This window comes from Borborobacter xinjiangensis, assembly GCF_047739745.1.
Classification (GTDB): Bacteria; Pseudomonadota; Alphaproteobacteria; order Rhizobiales; family Rhizobiaceae; genus Pseudaminobacter.
In genome coordinates this window covers 340,922-363,214 of sequence record NZ_JBLLVA010000003.1, presented here as the reverse complement: position 1 = coordinate 363,214, position 22,293 = coordinate 340,922, and the positions used below count along the sequence as shown (strand labels likewise).

The window sequence follows — 22,293 nt, the reverse complement described above, 5'->3', positions numbered from 1 at the left end:
CCGCCGAACCGGCTGCGCTCACGATCTTGGAGGATCGATATGACGTCCACCGCTGTCATCCAACTATTCGTTTTCATGCTTGCCGGCTTTGTCGGCTTCCAGACCATCAGCCGCATCCCGCCGCTGCTTCATACGCCGCTGATGGCCGCGACCAATGCGATCTCAGGCATCTCGCTGGTCGCCTCGCTGGTCCTGGCGGGTTCAGACCAGGGACCGATCAGCACCGTGCTCGGCGCCGTTGCCGTCGCCTGCGCGATGGCCAACGTCGTCGGCGGCTTTCTCATCACCGACCGCATGCTGGCGATGTTCGGCCCCGCCAAGACCGCGAACAAGGGAGAGCGCAAGGGCGCTGACCATCAATGACCGAGACGTTCATCCAACTCGCCTATCTGCTCGCCGCAGCCCTTTTCATTCTGGCGCTGCGGTCGCTCTGCCATCCCGATACGGCCCGCCGCGGTATGCAGATGGCCGCCCTCGGCATGCTGGTCGCCGTTGCCGCGACACTGCTTCATCAGCGCATAGTCACCTTTGAATGGCTGGCGGTCGGCGCCGTCGTCGGCGCACTGATCGGCTATCCGCTCGGCATGTGGGTGCCGATGACGGCCATGCCGCAGCGCATCGCCTTCAGCCACGCTTTCGGCGCGCTCGCCGCCACGCTGGTCGGCATCGGCGAATATATCCACAGCTACGACACGCAGCACCTCACGCACGGCCATGTGCTGGCGCTCGGCTTCGAAGTGCTTCTGGGCGCGCTGACCGTCACCGGCAGCCTCATGGCGTTCGGCAAGCTGCAGGAAATCCTGCCTGGGCGGCCGATCACCTTCAAAGGCCAGAACGTATTCAACCTGTCGCTCTTCGCCATCGGCGTTGGCTGCCTCGTCTGGCTGGTGGTCAATCCCTATGACGTCTGGACATTCGCCGCCATCGGCGTCATCGGCCTTCTCGTCGGCATCCTGTTGGTGATGCCGATCGGCGGCGCCGACATGCCGGTGGTCGTCTCCCTGCTCAACTCCTATGCCGGCCTCGCTGCCGTCGCCACCGGCTTTGCCCTCGACAACAACATCCTGATCGTCGTCGGTGCGCTGGATGGCGCCAGTGGCTTCATTCTGTCGATCGCCATGAGCAAGGCGATGAACCGTTCGTTTTCGAACGTGCTTTTCGGAGCGTTCGGCTCGGCGGCATCGGACGAAGCGGCGGCATCCGGAGCCGGCGGCGAAATGGCGCCCATCAGCGCCGACGACGCAGCGCTGCGGCTCGCCTTTTCCCGGCGCGTCATCATCGTGCCCGGCTACGGCCTGGCCGTTGCCCAGGCACAGCATCAGGCCCGCGAACTCGTGGATCTCCTGGAAAAGAGGGGCGTGGATGTCCGCTTCGCCATCCATCCGGTTGCCGGGCGTATGCCGGGCCATATGAATGTGCTGCTTGCCGAAGCCGGCATCTCCTATGACAAGCTCGTCGACATGGAAGACATCAACCAGCGCTTCGCCGATACCGATGTCGCTCTGGTGGTGGGCGCCAACGACGTGGTCAATCCGGCGGCGCGCACCAACAAGTCCTCGCCCATCTATGGCATGCCGATCCTCAACGTGTCGGATTCCAAGAGCGTGATCGTGCTGAAGCGCGGCAAGGGCGCGGGCTTCTCCGGCGTCGAGAACGATCTCTTCGTATCGCCGAGAACCTCGATGCTGTTCGGCGATGCCAAGCAATCGCTGATGAAGCTTGGGGCCGAGGTCAAGCTGGCCTAAGATTTGACAGATGCGTTTTGGGGGCGGTGTCCTATAGTGGCGCCGCCCACAGTTGAGGATATCCCAAGCGAACGCCAGCCTGACGCGGCAGCGACGCCGCCAAATAAGTCTTGCTATCATTCCAAAAATAAGATGATATGGCGACGCAACAGGCGAACCGCTCGGTTAGCCGGCGGCATCCCGAAATCTGCCGATGCCGGTTGAACCCTTCCCAAGGGCCAGAGGAGGACGAGTATGACTGAACAGGGCGTCGGTGCCTCATTGCTGCGCAAGGAGGATGACCGTCTCCTTCGCGGCCGCGGCCAGTTTGTTGCCGACATTCGGCTTGCAGGCATGAAGGATGTCGCCTTCGTGCGCTCGCCGCTGGCTCACGCCAAGGTCGGAGAGATCCGGGTTCCCGACACCTGCCGCGACCGTGTCTTCATCGCCGCCGATCTTGAAGGTGTGAAGCCTATTGTCGCCGTGTCCGGTCTGGCTGGCTTCAAGGCCTCGGAACAGCCGATCCTCGCCTTCGAAAAGGTCCGTCAGGTCGGTGAACTCATCGCGATGTGCGTCGGCGATACGCGGGCGCAGGCTGAGGATGTGGCCGCCGCCGTGGAGGTCGATCTGGACGAGCTTCCGGCCGTCCACGACATGATTGCAGCGCGTAGTCCGGAGTCGGCGCTGGTTCACGAACACTGGGGCGACAACGTTTTTCTGGAGACCTTCGTCGATATCGACATCGAGACGGCGTTTGACGCGCCGATCAAGATAAGCCGCGAAATCTCCACCGCGCGCCAGAGCATGGCCCCGATGGAAGGCCGCGGGACCGTGGCCTATTGGGACAAGCGCATGGAGCAGCTCGTGCTCTATACGGGCACCCAGATGCCGCACATTGTCCGCACCGGCCTGGCCGAATGCCTCGGCCTCGATCAGGCGCAGGTGCGCATCGTTTCGCCGGACGTCGGCGGCGGTTTCGGCTATAAGGGCATCCTGCTGCCGGAAGACGTGTGTCTTGGCTGGCTGGCAATGCGCTGTGGTCATCCCGTTCGCTGGATCGAGGACCGCCGTGAGCACCTGACGGCTGGCGCGAACTGCCGCGAGCACCACTATCGCATCACTGCCTATGCCGATCGCGACGGCAAGCTGCGCGGCATCGACTGTGAGGCGACAGTCGATTCCGGTGCCTATTCGTCCTATCCGTTTTCGGCCTGCCTGGAAGCAGCCCAGGTCGCCAGCATTCTGCCGGGGCCATACGACTTTCCAGCCTATCGCTGCCGCACCTGGTCGGTCGCCACCAACAAGTGCCCGATCCTGCCCTATCGCGGCGTCGCCCGAACCGGCGTCTGCTACGCGCTCGAACTGGTGCTCGATGCGGTTGCTCGCGAGGCGGGCATCGAACCGCACGAGGTTCGCATGAAGAATCTCGTCAAGCCCGAGCAGATGCCGTTCGACAACATCACCAAAAAGCATTTCGACAGCGGCGACTATCCGGAGGCGCTTGAGCGCGCCCTTGCGGCGATGGACCTGAAGGCGATCCGCGAGCGCCAGAAGCACCCGGAACCCGATGGCAGGCTGATCGGCATCGGTCATTCCATTTACTGCGAGCAGGCCGCGCACGGCACCTCGGTCTATTCCGGCTGGGGCATACCGATGGTGCCTGGCCACGAGCAGGCCACCGCCCGCATGACGCCGGATGGCGGTCTAGAACTGCGCGTCGGCGTTCATTCGCATGGCCAGAGCATGGAAACGACGCTGGCCCAGGTCGCTCACGAAATCCTCGGCATCGAGACCGCCAAGATCAAGCTCGTCCACGGCGACACCGAATACACGCCCTATTCGACGGGAAGCTGGGGCTCGCGTTGCGCGGTGATGGCCGGCGGTGCGGTCGCGACCGCATCGCGCGAGGTTGCGGGCATGGCGAAGCGCATCGGTGCGCACCTGCTGCAGGCAGATCCGAAGGATGTGGAGATCGCCCACGGCAAGGTCGTCGGACCTTCCGGCAGCGTTACCTTCGAGGAGATTGCCCACACCTGGTATCGGCGCCCGCAGGACCTTCCGGAAGCCGTCGATCCGCGTGGTCTGGAGTCGACTATCGGTTTCAAGCCGGTGCGGGATTCCGGCACCTTCAGCTACGCCGCCCATGTTGCGCTCGTCGCCGTCGATCCCGAAATCGGCGACATCGAGATCCTCGACTATGTCATCGTCGAGGACGGCGGCAAGCTGATCAATCCGATGGTGGTGGACGGTCAGATTTACGGCGGCCTCGCCCAGGGCATTGGCACGGCGCTTTATGAAGAAATGAACTTCGATGCCTCCGGTCAGCCGCTGGCGTCGACCTTCGCGGATTATCTTCTGCCGGGACCCACAGAAGTTCCGGCACCGAGGCTAGACCATATGGAGACGCTGTCGCCCTATACCGAGTTCGGCGTGAAGGGCATAGGCGAGGGGGGTGCCATCGCCCCGCCGGCTGCAATCGGCAACGCTGTCAACGATGCGCTACGGCCCTATGGCGCCGAACTTCTGCGCTCGCCGATGACGCCACGCCGCGTGCTGGAGGCGATCCGCGCCGCAAGCGAGGAAAAGACAACTGAAGCGGAGCGGGAGGAGGCGGCGTGAAGCCTGTCAATTTCGACTATGCACGTCCGGCCGATGTCGGCGCAGCCCTGGCGCTTCTTGCCGAGGACAGCCTTTCGGTGAAGCTGATGGCCGGCGGCCAGTCGCTGGGGCCGATGCTCAACATGCGGCTGGTACAGCCCGATCTCCTGGTTGATATCGCCGGGATAGAGGAGCTCAAGCTGGTGGAGGAGCGGCCCGACGAGATCGTACTCGGCGCCTGCATCACTCATGCCGATGTCGAGGATTTGCGCGTTCCGGACGTGACGCTTGGTGCGCTTCCTGGCGTGGCGCGCGGCATCGCCTATCGGGCGGTGCGCAACCGCGGCACGATCGGCGGCAGTCTCACCCATGCCGATCCGTCCGCAGACTGGCTTTCAATCCTGTCGGCCATGGGCGCCAAGGTGACCCTGCGCGGACCTTCCGGCAGCCGGACGATCCCCGTCGAGGACTATATGCTCGGCGCGCTCGAGGCCGATTTGCGTCCGGGCGAGATGCTGGTTTCGATCTCCGTGCCGAAGCTCAGCCGCTCCGCCCGCTGGGGGTATTACAAGAGCTGCCGCAAGACTGGCGAGTTCGCCCACGCGATCGGCGCTTTCCTTGCCGATCCGGAGCGCGGCGTGAGCCGGGCGGTGATCGGTGCGACCGAGAGCCGGCCGATCGTCATCACCGAAGCGTCCCATCTCATCGGCGACGGAAAGGCCGAGCGCCTCGATCTCGCCTTCGACAGCCGTGCCGCCGGCGTAGTCATCGAAGCCGCCGGCATGACCGACCCGATCGACCGGCAGACCCATGTCGTCGCGCTGCGGCGCGCCATCGAGCGAGCACATTCAGCATGAACACGGTCACCCTCACGGTCAACGGCAAGCCGGCCAGCGCCACCATCGAGCCGCGCACGCATCTGGCCGATTTCCTGCGCGAAACCCAGAATCTGACCGGCACCCATATCGGCTGCGAACACGGCGTTTGCGGCGCCTGCACCCTGCTCGTCGACGGTGTGCCGACGCGCTCCTGCATCACCTACGCGGTCTCCTGCCAGCAGGCTGAAGTGACCACGGTGGAAGGACTTGACGACGACGATATCGCCGCCGAGCTCCGCACGGCCTTTTCGAAGGAACACGGTCTGCAATGCGGCTATTGCACGCCGGGCATGATCGTTTCGGCGCGCGATGTGGTGCTGCGCATGGATGCGCCATCCGAACACGACATCCGTGTTGCCATGAGCGGAAATCTTTGCCGCTGCACCGGCTATGTCGGCATCGTGCGCGCAATCCAGGGTGTGATTGCGGCGCGTCGTGCGCGTGGCATTGCAGCGATTGCCGATGGCAACCGCAAGATACTCGGACCCGCGGGTTCGGGGCATGCGGTCCCTGAATCCAACGGGGCAACCCTTCGTGCCCGCACTTCCGTCGGCACGGCAGCGCCGCAGGCGCGGGCGTCGGTGCCGACGTCGCGCCAGGATGCCGATTGGAAGCCTCAGACCACTTTCACCCAGAGTTTCACCGTCGCGCATCCGGTTGATGTCGTCTGGGATTTCTTCGGCAATATCGGTGAAGTCGCATCCTGTCTTCCCGGCGCTTCGCTGGCCGGGGAGCCGGTCGACGGCCATGTCGAGGGCCAGATCAGGGTGAAGGTCGGCCCGATCGCAGCCGAGTTCCAGGGTGTCGCCGATGTCACGCGCGACGACGCCACGCGTACGGGTACGATCAATGGCAGCGGCAAGGACAAGCGCAGCAACTCGCAAACTCGTGGCCTGATCGGATATGCCGTAAAGCCCGGAGATACGCCGGGCGAGACGCGCGTTGATGTCAGCATCGGCTACACGCTGACCGGCATGCTGGCGCAGTTCGGCCGCTCCGGCCTGGTTCAGGATGTGGCGGGTCGCCTCATTGCGGCCTTTGTCCAGAACCTCGAAGCCAAGCTCGCGCACAAGGCCCATGGCGGTGATGCGGATGCGCCGCCCGTGATCACCGAACTCGACGCCGGCTCGCTGGTTTCGTCCGTCATCATCGGCCGCGTGAAGCGCTTCTTCGCCAGCCTGTTCGGCCGGCGCTGAGTTCCGCGGACAGGAAGCAATCGGGACGATGCCGTTGCAGGCGTGCAGGACAGCGCGCCTGCAACGGCTCTGTGCATGCTTCAATATTTTCTCGAAAGTGTTCGGCAATTCCTCGCAAAGTGAAGGCTCGAAGCCGTCCCGCAACGCATGGTAAAGTTGCGAGGTGCCTTGCTGCGGAACCGGCCGCTGGGAACAGCAAAAGTGAATTTGCCTGGTAGAAACCCGGTCCCGATGTAAGCTGTTGTTTTGAGGACAATCTTTAATCACAGATTTGCAACTTTCCAGGAACAAACTCTGGCAAAGTGAACCTATTTGTCGTACATTCGTATCATGAGCAAACTTGCATCGATCTACGACCGCAGTCGCGTTCCTCTCTATGTCCAGGTGGCGTCCGTCATGCGCCAGCGCATCGACACCGGCTTCTGGATGGAAGGGGACAAGATCTCGACGCTTGAAGAACTCGAGCAGGAGTTCGCAGTGGCGCGGGTCACCATTCGCCAGGCCATCGAACTGCTGCGAGAAGAGGGGCTTCTCGATGCCCAGCAGGGCAGGGGCACTTTCGTGTCCGGCAAGCCCAAGCACAATCGTTGGCTCAACCTTGCCACCGACTTCGATTCAATGGTCGCATCTATCCGGGAAAACGTGCTGAAGCGCGTCCACATCGAGGAAAACGCTCCTCTGCCTGAACTGGCGGAGGGCGAGGGCAAGCCGGCGCCGGAAGGCTATACTTTCCTCAGGAGCGTGCAGTACAACAACGAGGAGCCGTTCTCCGTCGTCAATTTGTATCTGGCGCAGCATATCTTCGCCAAGGGGCGCGACCTTTTCAGCCACGTCGCGGCCCTGCCCAACATCGCGGAAATGGACGACGTCCTGATCACCCATGCCCATCAGACCGTGACGATCGGCGTCGCCGACCCGGAAACGGCGGATTTGCTCAAGATAGGTCTTGGCGAACCGACAGCCGACTGTCGGCTGGTTCTGGTGGACAGCGAGGATGTGGCGATTTACGTGGCAGACATCCATTACCACAAGAGCTGCTTTGCCCTACGTGTCGATCTGCTCGAGAAGACCGGCCCCCGCGGCGGTCGGAAGGCGGCAAACAGCAAGTAGAACGAGTGCGCTCAACTGAGCGCACCTATGCTTCGACGGCCTGACGCGTCGGACCGTCTGCGTGATTCCATCGGATATTGCGGTAACGTCTTATTGCGCGTGCGACCGGCCCCGAAAGGAGCCGGCCTTTTTCGCTTTTGCCGATTTTACGCGGCCGCAAGAACAGCGGTCGGGGCAGCGCCGACAATGTTTTCATAACGGGCTTCGTCGGTGGCGCCTTCGGTGTTGATGACGAAGACGCGCGACTGCGAGTCAAGACCGAGCTCCCGACGCAGCTTTTCATTCTTCATGACGCTCAGCAGGCCGGCCAGGCCGGCGCCGCCGCTTTCGCCGGCGACGATCGCCGGATCGCCGGAGGTCGGGCGCGCAAGCCGGCGCATGGTTTCGGCAGCATCATCCTCGCCGATTGTCATGAAGGCGTCGGCCGTGCGCGTCAGCACGCGCCAGGCGACGAGCGAGGGCTCGTAGCATTCCAGCATGGCCATGATCGTTGCCTCGCCATGCTCGACCTTGATGGGCTTGCCGGCGCGCGCGCTTTCATAGATGCAGGCGGCGCGATCGGGCTCCACCACGATCAGGCGCGGCCGGTCCTTGCCGAAGACAACGTCGAAATAGCCGGCGACGGCGGCAGCCAGGCCACCCACGCCGGCCTGGATGAACACGTGCGTCGGGCGCTGCGGCAGATCTCGCACCGCTTCGTTGAGCATCGCGGTGTATCCTTGCATCACCAGGCCGGGTATGCGCTCATAGCCCGGCCAGGACGTATCGGAAACGACGATCCAGCCTTTCTCATTGCACACGCGCTCGGCCTCGGCGACCGAATCGTCATAGGTGCCTTCGACCCGGATCATCTCCGCGCCGAAGCGCGCGATCGCTGCGACCCGTTCGTCCGAGACGCCCGAATGGACGAAAATCGCGGCCTTGGCGCCGACGAGTTGCGCGCCTGCCGCCACCGAGCGGCCGTGGTTGCCATCGGTGGCGCAGCCCACCGTCATGCCTTGTGCGACTTCGCGCACCGCCGGCGACTGCAACTCGCTGATGTCCACCGTTCTTCCGAGTTTGCGGCCCGCTTCCTCCAGCACCAGCCGGATCACCGCATAAGAGCCGCCGAGCGCCTTGAAGCTGCCGAGGCCGAGCCGAAAGCCCTCATCCTTCACATGGATGGCGCCGATGCCGAGTTCCTTCGCCAGTCCGGCCAGCGAATGAAGCGGTGTCGGCTTGTGATTGTCGCGATAGGTCAGGAAGCGCTCGACTTCCTTTGCCGCCTCGATGCTCAGCGTCTCGGCGTCGGCGGGGTCCAGCGGCTTGTTATGATCGGGGTGGGTATTGAGAACAAACATGAAATCGCTCCTGTTCAGGTGAGGAAATTATATTGCAGTAAGGTCGAATTTTGCGCTCTATTTGGCCGCATTGAATGAAACGTTTTTGCATGGAGAGCAGAGTGCAGGATGCTGCGGCCATTCCCCCCGACCTCGACCGCTTCGATCTTGCCATTCTTGAAATCCTGCAGCGGGACAACACCACGCCGCAGCGCGTGATTGGCGAGAAGGTCAATCTCTCGGCCGCCGCGGTGCACCGGCGCATCCGGCGCATGGAAGCCGATGGCGTCATCACCGGCAATGTCGCGAGCGTCGATCCGGCCCGCGTCGGGCGGCCGATCACCATCGTCGTGGAGGTTCGTGTCGAAAGCGAGCGGCTCGACCTTCTCGATGCCACCAAGCAAAGTTTTTCCAATGCGCCTGAGGTGCAGCAATGCTTTTACGTTACCGGTGATGCGGACTTCGTGCTCATCATCACCGTCGCTTCCATGGGCGAATACGAAGCGCTCACCCGCAGGCTGTTCTTCGAAAACCACAATGTGAAGCGGTTCCGCACACTGGTGGTGATGGACCGCATCAAGACCGGCGTTGCCGTTCCGCTGGGTCGGATACCATAGAAAAACGCCCCGGTGGTATTCACCGGGGCGTGGCAGTTGGCTCGATCGGGCCCGCTCAGGACCCCCCGGCGGCCAGCTCGATCTTGCCGTCGACAATCTTGATCAGCGTGCCATTCGCCATGTACTGGCCGCTCTCCCTGCCTTCAGGTCCGTCCTTGATGAAGGTAACGGTGCCGTTGAGGGTGGGGACTTCGATCTGCCAGAACGCTTCGCGGATTTTATCGGGCTCGGCGACGCCGGCCTTTTCGATTGCCGCCTTGATGACGCGGATGCCGTCATAGCCGCGATAGCTTTCGGTCAGGCCGGCCTCGTCATGGCCCTGCTTGGCCCAGGCGTCGATGAATGCCTTGGCCTGATCCGGATGCGGCGACTTCTCCGGCATCCAGGGAGCGAAGAACACCATATGCATGGTGTTGTTGGCGGCCGAGCCGGCCTGATCGACCAACTGGTCCGGATTCTGCGAACCGCCGGTGGTGATGATCTTCTTGGTGATGCCGAGTGCGGCCGCCTGCTTCAGCACCAGCGTCAGCTGCTCGACGGCCGTGGTGATGATGATCGTGTCGGCATCCGATGCCTTGATCTTGGACAGCTGGGCGCTCATGTCCTGCGACGCCTGATCCATGATTTCCGTCAGCCCGACTTCGACGCCGTTCTCCCCGAACATGGTGGTGAAGTCGGTGATGGTGCCGCGGCCCCAGTCATTGTTGATGGCCAGGAAATCGACCTTCTTGACGTCGAGCGTCGGCAAAAGCTTCTTGAACAGCTCCGCTTCGACCCATGAGGGCGGCGAGATCCGGAAGATATAAGGGTTGCCCTGCTTGGTGATCTTGCTGGAAGATGAGGTCTCGACCAGCATCGGCACTTCATATTGCATCAGCTTGGGCATGGCGGCGAGCGTCAGGCTGGAGCCCCAGGCGCCCATCATCACCGGCACCTTGTCGCGCTCGATCAGCTTTTCGGCGACCGCCGCCGCTTCAGTCGGATTGCTCTTGTTGTCCTCGATGACCAGTTCCACCTGGTTGCCGAGAATGCCGCCATTGGCATTGATCTCTTCAGCGGCGATCTTGGCGCCGTCGACGATATAGGTGCCCGATGCCGCGAACGGCCCGGTCAGCGGCTGGTTGATGCCGATTTTGATGGTGTCGGCGCTTGCGACGCCGGCCGTCGCCATCAAGAGCGACAAAGCGAATGTTGTAATAAAGTTGGTGCGCCTGCTCATTAATTCTCCTCCGGATCGGATTGATTGCGCCGCAAACCACTGCGCACCGGCGACAACGGCGCAACGAACCACCCTAGGGCCGCTCACGCCGTTCCGCATTGTCGCTTTCGGGCTGTGTGGCAGGAAAGCCCCGTTCACGGCCCAGGCACGTCAGTCATACCATCATTCTATTTTTAGGATGATAACGCAAGTGGAATTTAAGAACGCAGTGATGTGTGTAGGAACTTAAGCAACTTCTTCGTGTCGCGGTTTCGGTCATGGAGAATGGATGAATGGACCAGCGCTCGTTGCCGATCATGCCGACGTCAGATTGGACGTCCGGATGCCGCAAGATAGCGAGCTCCGACATGGTTCGCAGAATCTTGCAACTTTGCGGGGTTAGGAACAGGGTTGTGGCTTAAGTCGCGGGATTTTTGTGACCGAGGTGCATGCCATCTAACGCAGCTTTTGAAATCTCAGAGGACTTTCATCATGCCAGATAATCTTAGGCAAGGCGTCGATCGCCGCGATTTCATAATCGCGTCTGTTCCCACCGTCAGCGCGTCGGTTGCCTTCGCCGTCAACGCCGGCCGCAATTATGCGATCCGCTTCCGCCAGTTCGATGCGACGACACGGTGGAACATCGATCGTCCGGACGGTGCAAACCGCTCCGGGGAGACATCGGCGTTGCTGCTGACCGGCAGCGGCGAAAAGCGGGCCCCGGCACCATCATCCATTTCGGGCCGGCCGCGCTGGAGAGCATTCCGCTGGTGATGTTCACGGTGCCCGTCACAGCCGTCAAGGCCGCGAATCTCGTGGCTCTCGGTGTGAAAGATTACGCGAATGTGACACGTCGCCGGCTACCGGCGCCGACTCCACCAAGTGGATAAGCTTCGCACCGCAGAACATCGTGAACCAATCGTAGCATTACGAGTCGGGCAAATCGTCAGGTCCTACGATGTCGAGGGACCGTACGACGGTGGCGACGGGGCGGTGCGGTTCGAAGTGTGGAGATACTCGGCGACGACGGCCGATACCCGATGGTCCCGCGCCTGAAACTGAACTGGGAAGAGAACTACGGCGCGCCTCAGCGCGAGAGTTTGAGTACAACAGCTCGAAATCTACGCTGAGCCGCTGCGATGAGATCAGTTCATTCTCACTTGGTGAATTCCATCAATAGCAGTGAGAGTCAAACTCTCGACCCTCATCGAAAACGTGCCATCCACCACGATTCGCGGTTCGATCCATCTCGTGAAAGGCGAAACCTTGAACCTCATGCCGAACTCACGCGGCGCACCTTGCATTTCCCAAGAGCTGAGCGGAACGACGCTCAGCAACTCGCGATCTTCGGAATACTCAGCGAAAAAGAGCTCAACGTGCGAGCGGCCGCCGCCTAGTAACACGTCTATTGCATATTCGCCATCAGGTTCAACGGGGAAGAGACCATCATCTGCGCCCGCCAGATGGAAGCGCAAGAGGCTACGCCAGTTGCGTTGGAACAAGCCGAGCGGCGACTGCACGGACACCTCTGACCCCTGAAGTGTTGCTTCTGGCGTCCATCCGTTCGTGGCGACGGCTTTGCGCCCGCCAATCTCTAAACCCGTTTGAACGGTCCATGCAGAAATCCCTTCGGGCAGAGCGCCGGGCGCAGTTATCACTTGGGTTTGGAGATTGGTTGAGTTGGCAACAAAAGAGGCAACAGCAATGGCAACGGTTATGGCAAACCCACTGCTGATGAGCCATTTCAATTTCAATCTTTTGACCATGGAGGTCTGATCTCGCGTGCTTGCCGAACTGAGCGTGGTAGCGTTCAGCCGGTGGGTGATTGGGTAGGTTGCGCCTAAGCCAATCTACCGGGCGGTTTTGCTGCCAAGCCGACGAGGAGCGCAGCTATAACCGCGTGCGGAAGCGAGAAAATTGTGTCTCCGGATATCAGGCTGTACGGCATGACAGCCAAAGCGATGAAGCTGGAGCCTGACAGTAAACCCTCGCTGCCTGATTGGAATATGTAGATGGCGGTCAAACCGTAGAAGGATAGTGCGAGGAAGAGCCCGAGAACACCGAATGCGATCCAATGCGGACATGATGGACGCATGCGGGTAGTCAATAAACTCGCAATTGACGAATCTACACGAGAACTGCTGGTGATAGGCAAAGCCACGGCCCAATATGTAGCCGTTCTCCTGAATCATCTGCTAGCCGAGCTTCCACTTCTCGAGCCTGCTACCGAAGCCGTAGTTGTCCTCGAACGTTGATGCTAGAGCAACGGGAGACACATCGCGGGCGGCTAAGACTCGTGGCTGGCCGGTCTCGTCAGTGCTGACGGGACCAAAAGTGCCCTTAGGAGGCTCCCTCGCCTCCAGCAGCTCAATGGGAGATGCCGGCTCAGCAATTGCAGGCTCAGCGGTTCGAGATGCGGGCTCGGTGTGAGCGAACCAACCGGCGACCACCTGCTCGACGGTTACAACTTCTTCATCGGCAATTTTGGCCCGTGGCGCACCATAATAGGCGTAGAGCAAGGCAGTTAATGCGAGAGGAACAATGGCTAGTCGCGCAGTCCGAGCGGGTGACCGAAACGCATGTGCAGCCCAATAGATGGCGACCAAAACGGCGATTGCTGCGAATCGACGGGAGCCGGCGAAAAGCCCTGCTGCAAGGATGATCGCCAAACAAACGAGAAGGATTGCTTTGTATCGACTTTGATAACATAGGATCAGAGCGCTCGCACCGAGAGCCGCGATCCCGATATAGAGACTGAAAAGATTGTAATCGCCGCAGAAGGTCGTCCCTTGCGGATATCGTCCGAAGCACGTGTTTATCAGCGATCCGAACAGAACGCCGTTCAATTGCAAGCCGTACTTCACAAGACCTGCCACTGCAATTGGCACTGCGGTCACCGCGGCGGCGGTGAAGAAACCTAAAATGATGTCCTGTGGCCGATCAGAAGGATCAGACGCCAATAGTACAACCCCAACGACCCCTCCCGACCATATGAGGTTTCGGAGAACGTCATCGCTGTAAGGGGTTGTGCCAAGTAAAATCGCGGCGACGTGGCATGCCGCAAGAGCAACAATTACGAGATGCAGCAGGGTAGGCTTAAAGAATGGCGCCATTCGAATCCGGCGCACAAAAAGATCGATGATCAATGGCAGAAGCAGAAGCGCCGCAACGACTGTTGGGTATGGGTTGGCAGCGAATGGAGCACTAAGCGCCACCCCTGCCAGAAAGCCCCGAGATGGCCATTTGAGATCATAAGACAAGCCAATCCCCTGCAACTATTCGCCGTCGGCGGCGGCTAATGCCTCGTCCAGATATGATGCCCACAGATCGCGAGTTTCCTTCAGTGTCTCGCTTCAGTTATGGTGTACAGGGCGTGGAGCTGGTAGACGTGAACCGAGTGGTAGGAGGCGCTGAGGTAAAGGTTTCTCGCGTTGTTGAAGGTGAAATGGGTGAGGTCGTAGGCTGTCATCCCGCCCATGTCGTAGTACGGAAGGATGCGCTCTAACGTGACAATCCCACGGTCAAAGAAGTTCTTCGCTATCGCCTGGTCGGCCTTGATCTGTGCCGGGACCTGTGACCAGTCATACAGCCCGAGCAGGGCGAACATGTAGCCGTTGAGGATGTAGTTGTCCCTTGGCTGCGTCACGATCTCCTCGAAGAACACATAGTCCTTCAGGCTGGGGTCGAGGTCGGCAAGCGTTGTCATGACGCCGCCACTCGTCGTCGGGGTCAGCATGTAGGCTAATGCCTTCTTGCCGGCCGCTATGAACGCCTCGTCTTTGGTCGCATCGTAGAGGCGCACGAACAGGCTCATCGCCTGCCCCTGCGCCATAGCGGAGGTCCAACCGGCCTGAAGGAGCTGGTTCGTGACGTAATACCACCAGCGGTACGAGTACGGAAACGCGCCTACGTCATTTTGCAGTTCCAGCAGCTTGCGGCCGTTCTGTATGGCGACGTTCAGGTAGTTTTGATCGTTAGTGCGGAGCCACTTGCCATGCGCCTTCAAGCCACACTGCGCAAGCAGCACCGGATCATAGAACCAGCCATCCTCCCCTTTGATCACGCCCTTCGTGACGTTGATCAGAAAAATGCCTTCGGCGTCGGGCTTGAGGTAATTGGACGCCGCACACACGTCCATCCCGGAGTTAAGATAGTCGCCCGTTGCAGTGTGTTCAGTGATTTGCGCCCGCCAGTTGCTTGGTTCGATGCGCCACATGTTATGGGCATTGGCGACAGCGGCGGGGGCCGTCTCGGGGCGTAGGATTTCTGGCCATTGCTCCTCGCTCGCGATCAGTGAGAATGAATACACCGCAGAGCCAAGAAGCGCAGCGAAAACAGCAACAGCGACCAAATATCTCAAAATTCACCTCCAAGCCCACGCTTGAATAGGATCATTGGCGCCGCAAATCAACTGGAAGCTGTAGTAACAACGGTGCGAGCGATTATCGAAAGTTGTCTCGGCTTCTATCCATCGGCGTCGAAGCGCTTGGAGATGAAGGTCATCCCGACCACGAATACGACGGTAAGGAGCAGAGAGTAGATCGCATGCTCGAAAACCCTCTAAGCGAACGCTTCTTTCAATTCCAAATCTACCCGCTTTAAGGCGCCCCATAGCAAAGGATAGACGGGTCCGGCAGGGGCGTGGATTGGAAACAAGGCTCCGGGCAGGCTTGGCTGGAACACTTCACTCCACTCTGCCGCATACACATCGGCCCGAAAGAGTGAGATGTTAACTAATCGAGATCCACGACAACTGGCACGGCCCGCAGCATCGACGCGAAATCACCATCCGACAGAGATTTGCGCGGGCTTTCCCAAGTCCCTCGCCACTGCCGAAGCTTGTAGTATTCAAAGGTTGGGCGGTCGTCGGTATTCAGATCAATGGCGGTGAGATCACTGGACCTGTCTAGAACCAGAACGTCTAGATGATCCGCTCGCTCCGACTTCTCCTCGCGTCCGGGAAAACGCTTGAACCATGCGTCAGAAATGTCGGGCGTAACCGTAGCTCTATTTAGCGGGGGCAGGGCGCCATTCTTGAAATACACATGGTAGTAGCCCGGATAAAGCGCGGCTTCGAACACCTGAAGCCCATCGCGGGCGTGCCCTAGCAATGGCCTGACACCAAGGTAGCCCCCTTCAGTAAGTAGGTTCCGTTGCAGGCGCATGAACTCTACGGTGAAGAGATTTCCGGAACCGGCGTGCCATGGTTCATTTATTTTTGTTTGAATCAGGTCGTAGTTACCCCCAGCGGCTAATGCCTGCTGGACGAAGCGTCGACCGTCCTCAATAATGATTTGCACGCGAGAATCTTCAAATATCCGCCGAGTTGACGTCGTGGTATTGTCCCGCACTGCCTCGACTACTTCCTCTGAGATGTCCACAATGTCGATCTTCTCGACAAAAGGTAGATCCAGCAACGCGTCGATCAGATAAGCGTGGCCGATCCCGATGATGAGTATGCGACGGGGGCGGAAGCCAGGATCGAGAGCCAGTAGTTCAGTCAGGTTCCAGCGCCAGGCCTCGTATTGGTCTCCAGGACCTGGATCACGCACCATGGCAGAGGCTGACGCAGTGCGGTTCATGTCAATGATCTTGTAGAACGTACTCGTCGGCACCGTGGTGGCAACGCCGTTCCGCCCTTCATAGACGCGCTCGACCTCGTAGCCCCCAAGATGAAATTGGCGGTAGTAGTCGCGGGGGATAAGGAGAGCTAGCGCTAGGCCGGCAGAGGTTGCGACGAGTATGCGGCCGGACCCAAGCCGCGCCACGAACAGAATACCGGCTGCCACTATGCACGCGGTGATGGTCAAGGAAAGGCCCGTCCCGACGGATGGCAACAGCCATAGGCCGAACGCAAAAGTGCCGAGCACATTCCCAACGGTGTACAGTGAATAGAGGCGTGCAAACGACTTGCCGGCATCATCTATCCGGGCCGTCATTAGACGGGTCATCACTGGGAAAAGCGCCGACCACGCCAGCACGGGCAACATCAGCAAGCCGCCAAAAAGAAACACAATAAACGGATTCGGATCGCCGATCAGGTGAGACCAGTTCAGGGAAATTAGCGAGCCATTGAAGGTCGTGAAAGTTAGCGCGCCCAGCCATGCCGCCCACTCAGGCGGAAAGCGCATAGCGATAAGAAGCAGCAATGAGCCGGAGACGAAGAGTGCAGTCAGCACCCCGTTGCGAGATCGCCATGGCGCACGAGTGTCCGGCAAAGCGCGGCAAGACGCCTTGCAGCAAGGTGATTGAAATTAGCCAGAGTTTGCGGCGGGAGCGCAATTTCAGGGAGCCAATCTAGCAGGTGATCGATTAGCTCGTCCTTCCGCCATAAATCGCCATCAAACTCGACATCATAGGCGTACAAGGCCCGTTGAATACCCACCTCGTCCATCGAGCATATTTCTGAGAAGAACTGGGGGACATTCGAAATCTGGTAGACCTTGACGGTGGCACTCGCCGCCGTTCGTATTGTGTCAACCTGAGAAGCAAACCATTCTAAGCAGTCTCTGCGCGTCCAGACTTTCTCATTGGCATCTACCGAAGGTTTGTCGCCCATTGCGCGAACTTTGTCGGCAAGTTGACGATAAACCTCCTCCATAGCTTCGTAGCTCGGATTGACGCCTTGGCTGCTCGACAGTTTGAGCAACGCATTTATATTGCGAGACCTCAATGCGTCTTCTTCACCCTCGACTTCCCACAGCATATTGCTGGCCCAATCGGCCAGAGTCCGGCCTGAAGCCGATTTCACGGTTTTGAATTTCTTAGAGAAACTAGTGACCAGCCCCGCAAGGGCTGAATAGCCGGCGCGTTTCACACGCGGGCGTCGGAATGGTTGTAGCTTTGCCGAAACCGCGCGCGTGGTTACAAATCGAAACCAAGCAATTTCCCCATGCTTATCACAAAGGAGAGATTTCTCACAAACGGAGCTACCTTGCTTATTATCGACGCGCGCTGTGAGTTCTTTGATCGACCATTTTGCATCGATCTCGGTCGTTTTGACCTGAACATATTCTATAATTGTTTGCCCGGCCTCAATGCGACGCAGGACAACATCGTCTCCGGTCTCGCACTCCAATTGCAATATTGTGGAATCATGTAACATCTCAAGAGCAAGACGGGCTGCAACATGATCCTGAATTCGGAAACCTTTGCGGGCAGCTATGCCCCCCCCCGCATCTGTCGACGCAGCGATAATACTCAAATTATTAGACACCCGGCCCTTCTCCTGACTGGGCTGAACCTGGTGCGTGCGCCGATTTAAGACAATTATCCATGAGCCCCCCTCAAAAATGCTTACATCAGCGTTGTCCATTTGCCTACGGATTCCGTGTCACCGTTTGAACTCGATCAACTTTGGGTCGAGCTACGAGCACAAGCCTGAGCCTGCCGAATAAGGGTATAGCTCCGATGGCCGCAGTGACCACTCAAAGGGGAGTGAGTGATTTCAGTAGGTTATGTTCAGTCGGACTTCAGCACCTCTAGGCCAGCGCGCCTGCCGCTGCGTCCTGCTCAACAGGTTTGCTAAGGGCTTTGCCCTCGCGCCAGCAAGGTAAGTGGAACCGTCCGGGCGGTATCACCAGCCTTCCGCGCTTCGCTTGTGCCGGCCGGGTGATTCCCCTCCACCCCGGCCGCCCTTGCTCGTTGCTACCCCAGTCTCGGCGACGGCCAGAAGGTCAGGCGCGGCGTTCCGCTTCGCTGACCTTCAGACCTGAGGATCAGAGACATGACCAACGTATCCGACAACAACCCCCGCATCTATGTCGCCTGCCTTGCCGCCTATAATAACGGCTATCTGCATGGGGCTTGGATCGACGCGGATCAGGACGCCGACCAGATCAGGGACGAGATGACGGCCATGCTCGCGCGGTCCCCCATCGAGCACGCGGAGGAATACGCCATCCACAACTACGAGGGCTTCGAGGGCGTCAGCATCCATGAGTATGCCGGGATCGACACCGTGGCGCGGATAGCCGCTTTCATCGCAGAGCATGGCGCATTAGGCGCGGGCCTGCTGGAGCAGTTCAGCGGCGACATGGACCAAGCCGAATCCACCTTGCAGGACTGCTATCATGGTCAGTTCCCCAAGCTTGCCGACTACATGGAAGAACTGACCACCGAGAGCGTTACGATCCCCGACGCGCTGCGCTACTATGTCGATTGGGATGCGATGGCACGCGACGCTGAGATGGCCGGCGAGTTTTTCACCATCGAGACCGCATATGGCGAGGTCCACGTGTTCTCCAACAGATGAAAAATGGTCGCCCGTCCGCGCACGCGGGCGGGCGACCGGGTACCTGAGTTCAGCAGGGTTAAGAAGAAACCGATACTGATCGGGTTAGCCGATCAGTATATCGGCCGTGAGCGGCTTCTATATTTCTAGAAATCCTTGAGCCTCTTTTTGCCGGGCGCTGCCCAGCACGTCCCGGCTTGGGGAGGTGACGCCATGCTGAGCATTGATTGGCGATCACCGGCGGCATATGGCACACAAAGCAAATCCCGGCCGCTGGTTTCGCTTGGGAAAATCTGCGCCGCAACCATGATTATCGTCAGGACTTCCTGACCATCGCACAGACGGGGGACCGAGCGGCCGCGACCTTGAAACGTTCGCACGTCGCTGGGGCGTCCGATTTCCCCTGCGATCCAGATTCTCCGCATGACCAACAGTTACCGATGTGGAGTCCAAGCTTTCAGCCGCAAGTGGTGACGCTGTCGCCGGTTGAGCACAAGGACGGCGACACAGAACCAATAATGACGCTTGCGCATTTCGACGGCCTCGATCTGCGCCGCGCTCCCGATGGTTGGCACGGCATTTGGCAGGTGGATGACATCGCGCATCAATTCTGGTTGCCGGACGCTGCGCCGGACGCCGCCGCGTTCTACGCCGTCACGCTGCCGATGGACTCTTTTCTGGAGCTTCGTGCCCACGCCGCTCGCCGTTTTTGGCGATCCCTCAACGGCCGTGCTCCCGGTCCCGACTTCCGAGCGATCCCCGCCCAGCTCCGGCAATGGCATATCCTATCCCTGCGCGCGCTCGACGCTCGGCTGCGGGGCGAAAGCTATCGCACCATCGCCGAAGTCCTGCTCGGCTTTCGCGGCTCCAAGGAGGATTTCGAGAATGATTCGCGCAAAACAAGGCCCGCCGCCTGGTTGCGCATGGCATCAAGATGATGCGCGGCGGCTATCGCCTTCTGCTTCACTATCCGATCAAGCCCGGCAAGCGTTGATTGCGCCAGCATGGCCCTCACGCCCTGTTGGAACGAGAACGCCCGCCAAGGGTTTTGGAACGGCGCACGGCCGCCCATCGGCTACCGCATCGTCGCGGCGGAGCAACGGGGGTCGAAAATCAAGAAGAAGCTGGAGATCGACCCATTACACGCCGACACCGTGCGGCTGATCTATCGGCTATATCTCGAAGATGACGGCACATGCGGCGCGATGGGCGTCAAGGCCATCGCCACCTATCTCAATGAGCGCCGTTTCTTCACCCGTGACGGCGGGCGTTGGGGACTGGCGCAAATCCACGCTATCCTGATCCGCACCACCTATATCGGCGAGCACAGGTTCAATACCCGCTCGCACAAAGACCGAGAAAAGAAGCCGGAGAGCGAGGTCGCCATCATGGCGGTGCCGCCCCTGATCGAGCGCGAGATATTCGATGCCGTACAAGCGCGTTTGAAGTCACGCGATCCTTTGGTGACGCCCGCACGTGTTTCCAGCGGCCCCACACTGCTGACCGGTATTTGCTTCTGCGCCAAGTGCGGAGGTGCCATGACGCTTCGCACGGGTAAGGGAAGCGCAGGACAGACATATCGCTACTACACCTGCTCGACCAAGGCACGACAGGGGAATACTGGTTGCAAGGGGCGAGCGATTCCGATGGGTAAGCTCGATCATCTCGTCGCCGATCATATTGGAGATCGCCTGCTCCAGCCCAAGCGGCTGGAAACAATCCTTGCCAGCGTCATCGACAGGCGGCAGGAGCGCGTCGAGCGCCGCCGAGCACATCTGGCCGATCTTAACAGGCGAATCGCGGAAACTGACCAGCGGCTCGGCCGCCTGTTTGACGCCATCGAAGGTGGAATGATCGACAAGGATGACGCTATGGCGAAAGAGCGCATGGCGAGTCTTAAGGCGATCCGGGATCAAGCCGCAGCCGATGCCGAGCGCACGCAGCTCGCGCTAAACAGTTCAGTCAATCAGGGTGTCACCCCCGACATGCTCAAGGCATTCGCCTGCAAGGCTCGTGAACGGATACGGCTCGATGATGGCGGTTATCGCCGCGACCACCTGCGCGCCCTAGCACAGCGTGTCGAGGTCACCGACGATGAGGTTCGCATCATGGGATCGAAATCGGAACTGCTGCGAACGCTGGTCGCCGCTTCTAGCGTAGAAACGGCGGCGTTCGGCGTTCATAGTTCTGTTCTGAAATGGCGCGCCCGAAAGGATTCGAACCTCTGACCCCCAGATTCGTAGTCTGGTGTCAGTTGTTGAATTTGTTTGGTTTTCCAGCAAAAGAATAAAAATAGTAATGTTGTTTATGCAACAGTTTTTACTACATCTGCAAAACGAAAACCGCACTTTGAGAGTCTGTATCAAGACTGCTTCTGCGCCGCAAGCGTGCTCTCGAATTTCGCGATTGCATTCGTCGCCATCGTGCTAGTCCTGGACAAGTAGCGGTCAAGAATCTCCTGCGCGCGGCGAAGCGTGTGGCCCGTGATAGATGCGACTTCAGCCACGGTGCACCCTGCCTCAAAGAGCATGGTGACAGTCGTGCCTCGTATGTCGTGAAAGTGTAGATCGGCAATGTCCGGTCGCTTCTCGGCTGCCAGCTTCGCCGCCTTGTCCCAGCACTCCGCGAAATATCGCTTCTGGAACGCCTTGTCGGTTTTTGTCAGCAAGATAAGCGCCCCTCGACGGGGTATGGCATCCAGAGTGGCCTTGAGCGCCTGGGTGCATGGAACGCGCACATGCGCGCCAGTCTTGCCTTGCCGCAGGGTTATCGTCTGGCCGTCGTACTGCGACCACGCCAGCTTTCGAATGTCAGCTTGCCGCTGGCCGGTGTGGAGCGCCAGCACCATGGCAAGTTGCATCTCCGAGTCGGCAACAGCCATGAAGGCATCGACGTGCTCCGGCAACCATATCTTGTCGGATCGATCACTGGTGTAGGCGCGCTCGAATCCGTCGAGGACGTTCTTTTCTAAGTCGCTGTCCTTAGCCGCCCACGACAACACACGGGCAAGCACAGTTACGCGGTTGTCAGCCTCCCGAGGCTTGTCGGCAGAAAACTCGTCGTGCCAAGAGATGACATCGCGACGGAAAGTCTTCTGTGACAAGCCGCGCTTTGGAAGCGTGCCGAATTTATCCTCCCAGAACGTGAAGACTCGCGCGTACTCTTTCTGCGTGCTTGGCGCCAGCTTCCGCCATTTGGCCGTCTGCTGGAAGTCGCGAATAATGCCCGCGAGCGTCCCCGTCCCGCGCTTCGCCATGGATTGCTCAGCCTCGGCGATGGATGCAATGAACGTCGCTGTTCCCGGTTTACCAGCCAAGCGCTTGCCGCTGGCTCTGTGGTAATAGTAGGTCGACGTTTTGCCGTCCGCCAATTTCGCCTTGACGGTGTTGATGCCTTTAAGCCGCACTTTCATTATCGAGC

General features: G+C 59.8%; 19 protein-coding genes. 11 read left to right on the top strand and 8 right to left on the bottom strand.

The features are described 5' to 3' along the window. The first annotated feature begins 39 nt into the window (after nucleotides 1-39). The 6 genes from ACLKMW_RS06355 (at nucleotide 40) to ACLKMW_RS06330 (ending at nucleotide 7,506) form a co-directional block, all read left to right on the top strand. Nucleotides 40-363, top strand: coding sequence for an NAD(P) transhydrogenase subunit alpha part 2 (locus ACLKMW_RS06355; protein WP_415723549.1), 324 nt, complete (start codon nucleotides 40-42; stop codon nucleotides 361-363). Continuing rightward, complete coding sequence (locus ACLKMW_RS06350) at nucleotides 360-1,745, top strand: NAD(P)(+) transhydrogenase (Re/Si-specific) subunit beta (protein ID WP_415723548.1); 1,386 nt, start codon at nucleotides 360-362, stop codon at nucleotides 1,743-1,745. The genes ACLKMW_RS06355 and ACLKMW_RS06350 overlap by 4 nt, the downstream gene beginning before the upstream one ends. 234 nt (nucleotides 1,746-1,979) lie before the next feature. Continuing rightward, nucleotides 1,980-4,343 (top strand): xanthine dehydrogenase family protein molybdopterin-binding subunit, encoded by a 2,364-nt coding sequence (locus tag ACLKMW_RS06345; protein WP_415723547.1) that lies wholly within the window; start codon nucleotides 1,980-1,982, stop codon nucleotides 4,341-4,343. Next, the gene (locus ACLKMW_RS06340) at nucleotides 4,340-5,179 is read left to right on the top strand and encodes an FAD binding domain-containing protein (protein WP_415723546.1); all 840 of its coding nucleotides are present in this window, start codon (nucleotides 4,340-4,342) and stop codon (nucleotides 5,177-5,179) included. Before ACLKMW_RS06345 ends, ACLKMW_RS06340 begins: the two co-directional genes overlap by 4 nt. Then, complete coding sequence (locus ACLKMW_RS06335) at nucleotides 5,176-6,396, top strand: xanthine dehydrogenase family Fe-S subunit (protein WP_415723545.1); 1,221 nt, start codon at nucleotides 5,176-5,178, stop codon at nucleotides 6,394-6,396. The genes ACLKMW_RS06340 and ACLKMW_RS06335 overlap by 4 nt, the downstream gene beginning before the upstream one ends. A gap of 330 nt (nucleotides 6,397-6,726) precedes the next feature. Beyond that, nucleotides 6,727-7,506 carry a GntR family transcriptional regulator gene (locus ACLKMW_RS06330; RefSeq protein ID WP_415723544.1) on the top strand — a complete coding sequence of 260 codons (780 nt, stop codon included), beginning with the start codon at nucleotides 6,727-6,729 and terminating at the stop codon, nucleotides 7,504-7,506. A 146-nt stretch (nucleotides 7,507-7,652) separates the two neighbouring features. Here ACLKMW_RS06330 and ACLKMW_RS06325 read toward each other — a convergent pair whose 3' ends face one another. After that, nucleotides 7,653-8,846: a diaminopropionate ammonia-lyase gene (locus ACLKMW_RS06325; protein WP_415723542.1), complete on the bottom strand. Its 1,194-nt coding sequence runs from the start codon at nucleotides 8,844-8,846 to the stop codon at nucleotides 7,653-7,655. 101 nt (nucleotides 8,847-8,947) lie between these two features. Between ACLKMW_RS06325 and ACLKMW_RS06320 the strand changes: the two genes are divergently transcribed. Further along, entirely contained in the window at nucleotides 8,948-9,442 is a 495-nt protein-coding gene (locus tag ACLKMW_RS06320; protein ID WP_415723541.1) for an Lrp/AsnC family transcriptional regulator, read from the top strand. Between the two features lie 55 nt (nucleotides 9,443-9,497). On the opposite strand, the gene ACLKMW_RS06315 is transcribed toward ACLKMW_RS06320, so the two are convergent. Then, nucleotides 9,498-10,661: an ABC transporter substrate-binding protein gene (locus tag ACLKMW_RS06315; RefSeq protein WP_415723540.1), complete on the bottom strand. Its 1,164-nt coding sequence runs from the start codon at nucleotides 10,659-10,661 to the stop codon at nucleotides 9,498-9,500. 471 nt (nucleotides 10,662-11,132) lie between these two features. On the opposite strand from ACLKMW_RS06315, the gene ACLKMW_RS06310 reads away from it, so the two are divergent. Then, complete coding sequence (locus tag ACLKMW_RS06310) at nucleotides 11,133-11,414, top strand: hypothetical protein (RefSeq protein ID WP_415723539.1); 282 nt, start codon at nucleotides 11,133-11,135, stop codon at nucleotides 11,412-11,414. 371 nt (nucleotides 11,415-11,785) lie between these two features. Here ACLKMW_RS06310 and ACLKMW_RS06305 read toward each other — a convergent pair whose 3' ends face one another. From ACLKMW_RS06305 to ACLKMW_RS06285, 5 genes are all read right to left on the bottom strand, one after another. Beyond that, a complete protein-coding gene (locus ACLKMW_RS06305; protein ID WP_415723538.1) occupies nucleotides 11,786-12,406 on the bottom strand; it encodes a hypothetical protein in 621 nt (206 codons plus the stop codon). A gap of 429 nt (nucleotides 12,407-12,835) precedes the next feature. Then, complete coding sequence (locus tag ACLKMW_RS06300; RefSeq protein ID WP_415723537.1) at nucleotides 12,836-13,900, bottom strand: hypothetical protein; 1,065 nt, start codon at nucleotides 13,898-13,900, stop codon at nucleotides 12,836-12,838. 80 nt (nucleotides 13,901-13,980) lie between these two features. After that, nucleotides 13,981-15,000 (bottom strand): D-glucuronyl C5-epimerase family protein, encoded by a 1,020-nt coding sequence (locus ACLKMW_RS06295; RefSeq protein WP_415723536.1) that lies wholly within the window; start codon nucleotides 14,998-15,000, stop codon nucleotides 13,981-13,983. Nucleotides 15,001-15,373: 373 nt separating this feature from the next. After that, entirely contained in the window at nucleotides 15,374-16,819 is a 1,446-nt protein-coding gene (locus tag ACLKMW_RS06290; protein WP_415723535.1) for a spermine/spermidine synthase domain-containing protein, read from the bottom strand. Beyond that, a complete protein-coding gene (locus ACLKMW_RS06285) occupies nucleotides 16,813-17,955 on the bottom strand; it encodes a dsDNA nuclease domain-containing protein (RefSeq protein WP_415723534.1) in 1,143 nt (380 codons plus the stop codon). Before ACLKMW_RS06285 ends, ACLKMW_RS06290 begins: the two co-directional genes overlap by 7 nt. Before the next feature lie 411 nt (nucleotides 17,956-18,366). Between ACLKMW_RS06285 and ACLKMW_RS06280 the strand changes: the two genes are divergently transcribed. From ACLKMW_RS06280 to ACLKMW_RS06265, 3 genes are all read left to right on the top strand, one after another. Further along, nucleotides 18,367-18,894 (top strand): antirestriction protein ArdA, encoded by a 528-nt coding sequence (locus ACLKMW_RS06280; protein WP_415723533.1) that lies wholly within the window; start codon nucleotides 18,367-18,369, stop codon nucleotides 18,892-18,894. Between the two features lie 206 nt (nucleotides 18,895-19,100). Then, nucleotides 19,101-19,811 carry a DUF2285 domain-containing protein gene (locus ACLKMW_RS26545; RefSeq protein ID WP_458575164.1) on the top strand — a complete coding sequence of 237 codons (711 nt, stop codon included), beginning with the start codon at nucleotides 19,101-19,103 and terminating at the stop codon, nucleotides 19,809-19,811. A gap of 66 nt (nucleotides 19,812-19,877) precedes the next feature. Continuing rightward, nucleotides 19,878-21,101, top strand: coding sequence for a recombinase family protein (locus tag ACLKMW_RS06265; protein ID WP_415723532.1), 1,224 nt, complete (start codon nucleotides 19,878-19,880; stop codon nucleotides 21,099-21,101). Nucleotides 21,102-21,235: 134 nt separating this feature from the next. On the opposite strand, the gene ACLKMW_RS06260 is transcribed toward ACLKMW_RS06265, so the two are convergent. Next, nucleotides 21,236-22,285, bottom strand: a complete 1,050-nt coding sequence (locus tag ACLKMW_RS06260) for a tyrosine-type recombinase/integrase (RefSeq protein WP_415723531.1) — start codon at nucleotides 22,283-22,285, stop codon at nucleotides 21,236-21,238. Between the last annotated feature and the right edge of the window lie 8 nt (nucleotides 22,286-22,293).

Coding starts and splice junctions, on each gene's coding strand:
- ACLKMW_RS06355 (WP_415723549.1), top strand. CDS start 40: ATGACGTCCACCGCTGTCATCCAACTATTCGTTTTCATGCTTGCCGGC.
- ACLKMW_RS06350 (WP_415723548.1), top strand. CDS start 360: ATGACCGAGACGTTCATCCAACTCGCCTATCTGCTCGCCGCAGCCCTT.
- ACLKMW_RS06345 (WP_415723547.1), top strand. CDS start 1,980: ATGACTGAACAGGGCGTCGGTGCCTCATTGCTGCGCAAGGAGGATGAC.
- ACLKMW_RS06335 (WP_415723545.1), top strand. CDS start 5,176: ATGAACACGGTCACCCTCACGGTCAACGGCAAGCCGGCCAGCGCCACC.
- ACLKMW_RS06330 (WP_415723544.1), top strand. CDS start 6,727: ATGAGCAAACTTGCATCGATCTACGACCGCAGTCGCGTTCCTCTCTAT.
- ACLKMW_RS06325 (WP_415723542.1), bottom strand. CDS start 8,846: ATGTTTGTTCTCAATACCCACCCCGATCATAACAAGCCGCTGGACCCC.
- ACLKMW_RS06315 (WP_415723540.1), bottom strand. CDS start 10,661: ATGAGCAGGCGCACCAACTTTATTACAACATTCGCTTTGTCGCTCTTG.
- ACLKMW_RS06310 (WP_415723539.1), top strand. CDS start 11,133: ATGCCAGATAATCTTAGGCAAGGCGTCGATCGCCGCGATTTCATAATC.
- ACLKMW_RS06305 (WP_415723538.1), bottom strand. CDS start 12,406: ATGGTCAAAAGATTGAAATTGAAATGGCTCATCAGCAGTGGGTTTGCC.
- ACLKMW_RS06285 (WP_415723534.1), bottom strand. CDS start 17,955: ATGGACAACGCTGATGTAAGCATTTTTGAGGGGGGCTCATGGATAATT.
- ACLKMW_RS06280 (WP_415723533.1), top strand. CDS start 18,367: ATGACCAACGTATCCGACAACAACCCCCGCATCTATGTCGCCTGCCTT.
- ACLKMW_RS06265 (WP_415723532.1), top strand. CDS start 19,878: ATGGCCCTCACGCCCTGTTGGAACGAGAACGCCCGCCAAGGGTTTTGG.
- ACLKMW_RS06260 (WP_415723531.1), bottom strand. CDS start 22,285: ATGAAAGTGCGGCTTAAAGGCATCAACACCGTCAAGGCGAAATTGGCG.